General features: G+C 65.6%; 1 protein-coding gene. It reads right to left on the bottom strand.

The genetic code is table 11. The features are described 5' to 3' along the window. Positions 1–288: 288 nt before the first annotated feature. Complete coding sequence (locus HPS01S_RS21345) at positions 289–1371, bottom strand: IS110 family RNA-guided transposase (RefSeq protein WP_066161176.1); 1083 nt, start codon at positions 1369–1371, stop codon at positions 289–291. Positions 1372–1468: the final 97 nt, after the last annotated feature.

Here is a 1468-nt window from a genome sequence, read left to right as displayed (position 1 = left end):
CTAACCCTTCCTATATGGACTCCCCCTCAACAGCAAGGGCCTGACCGATTGGGGACCGTGGGGTAGAGCACCTGCAGTCGTATATCCGGCATCTGAAGTGGACTCGTTGATGGTCCGTGCCGACATGGAATCTGCGTCACCGCGTCGCCACACGCTGCAAGCGGCAGGCGAGCTGCCGGAAGAGTTATCGGCGCAGTGCGGTGTGGGAGGAACCCGGTTGGCCATGATGGTCGATCAAACCCGTCGCAAGGTGAGATGGGATGGGTGAAGAGATCAGCTCAGACGAGATCAGGCCGGCAGGGCGAAGCTCTGCCGGCTTTGTTTTTTGTTCAGCCGGGCTGCCTCGTCGAACGGCGCGTGGTCGCGCAGCGTGGCGTAGCAGATGCGCGCGAGCTTGTTGGCCAGGGCGCAGGTGGCCTTGTTGTGGTTGCTTCGGCCCTGCACATCCAGCGCCCAGCGGCGGATGCCGCAGATCTCTTTGCCCGCGCCCTCGGCCACCTTGGCCGCCCGCAGCACACTGCGCGCGCCGTGCGTGAGCAGCATGCGCAGGTAGCGGTCGCCCTTCTTGGAGATGCGGCCCAGGTACCGGGCCGATCCCGAGCTGTACTCACGCGGCGTCAGACCGAACCAGCTGGAGAAGTGGCGCGCGTCCGCAAAGTGCGTCACATCGCCCGAGGTGGCCGCCACCAGGGCGGTGGCGGTGAGCAGGCCAATGCCGGGGACTGAGAGCAGCAGCGTGCAGGCGGGGCTTTGGCGGGCGACGCTGGCGAGCTCACGCTCGACCTGGGCGATGCGCGCTTCAAGCAGGCGGATCTCTTCGAGCAGCATGCCGGCGGTGTGGCGGATCAGATCGGGCACGGCCGAGCGCGGGTCGGCCAGCACGCGGCCGATGGTTTCCACGCCGGTGCGCGCGCCTTGCGGGATGGTGATGCCGAACTCGCGGCAGAAGCCGCGCAAGGCGTTGATGCGCGAAGTGCGCGTGCCCATCCAGAGCGAGCGGATGCGGTGCAGGCCCTGCAGGGCTTGCTGTTCAACAGACTTCACACGCACGGGGCGAATGTCCGAGGCGCGGGCGGCTTCGAGCAGGGCGGCGGCATCGGTGGCATCGGTCTTGTTGCGCCGGACGTAGGCGCGAACGTACTGGGCGGGCAGCAGGCGAACGGAGATGCCCAGGCCATTGAGCCAGCGCGCCCAGTGGTGGGCCGAGCCGCAGGCCTCCATGATGACCAGAGATACAGATCGGTTGGCGAACCAGCGCTCGAACTGCGTGCGTGTCAGGCGCTGGGTTTGAACGATGCACCAGTACTCGTTGGCCACGGCGATCTGGAAAACGGATTTGGCCAAGTCGACGGCCACGGTAGTAGCATGCATCTCGGACTCCTTTCGTTTGTGTTGAAGACCTGATCCCCACGCCAATGAAGACCAGAGCGCGTTTCTCGCGCAAACAAACGGGGGAGTCCATCCCATC

It is taken from the genome of Hydrogenophaga pseudoflava NBRC 102511 (assembly GCF_001592285.1).
GTDB lineage: Bacteria > Pseudomonadota > Gammaproteobacteria > Burkholderiales > Burkholderiaceae_C > Hydrogenophaga > Hydrogenophaga pseudoflava.
Note: the sequence above shows the minus strand (reverse complement) of the source record. Positions and strands in the feature narration are given on the sequence as shown.